This is a genomic window from Chromohalobacter sp. HP20-39 (assembly GCF_033052815.1).
In the GTDB taxonomy this organism is placed as follows: domain Bacteria; phylum Pseudomonadota; class Gammaproteobacteria; order Pseudomonadales; family Halomonadaceae; genus Chromohalobacter.
Genome location: NZ_JAWHTP010000355.1, coordinates 1 through 331, shown reverse-complemented (window position 1 = coordinate 331; position 331 = coordinate 1). Strand labels below are relative to the sequence as shown.

The following is a 331-nucleotide window of genomic DNA, read 5'->3' as shown; positions in this document are numbered from 1 at the left end:
AACGCGCGCTGCACTACATCAACAAGGTGAACCTCACCAAGTTTGCGGACCACCATCCGCACATGCTGTCGGGCGGAATGAAGCAACGTGTAGCGATTGCCCGCGGCATGGCAATGGAGCCCGACGTGCTGCTGATGGACGAACCGTTTGCCGCGCTCGACGCGCTCACGCGCCGCAAGATGCAGGACGAGCTGCTGCAACTGTGGGACGAAACGCGATTCACTGTGCTGTTCGTCACGCACTCGATTCCGGAAGCGATCCGCTGCGGCAGCCGCATCCTGATCCTCTCGCCGCATCCGGGCCAGGTCCGCGCAGAACTGCCGAGCCTCGC

Annotated in this window: 1 protein-coding gene; it reads left to right on the top strand. The window is 63.1% G+C overall.

All coding sequences use genetic code 11. The features are described 5' to 3' along the window. On the top strand, positions 1–331 hold a 331-nt coding region (locus RVY79_RS18350), incomplete at both ends, for an ABC transporter ATP-binding protein (RefSeq protein WP_317465971.1).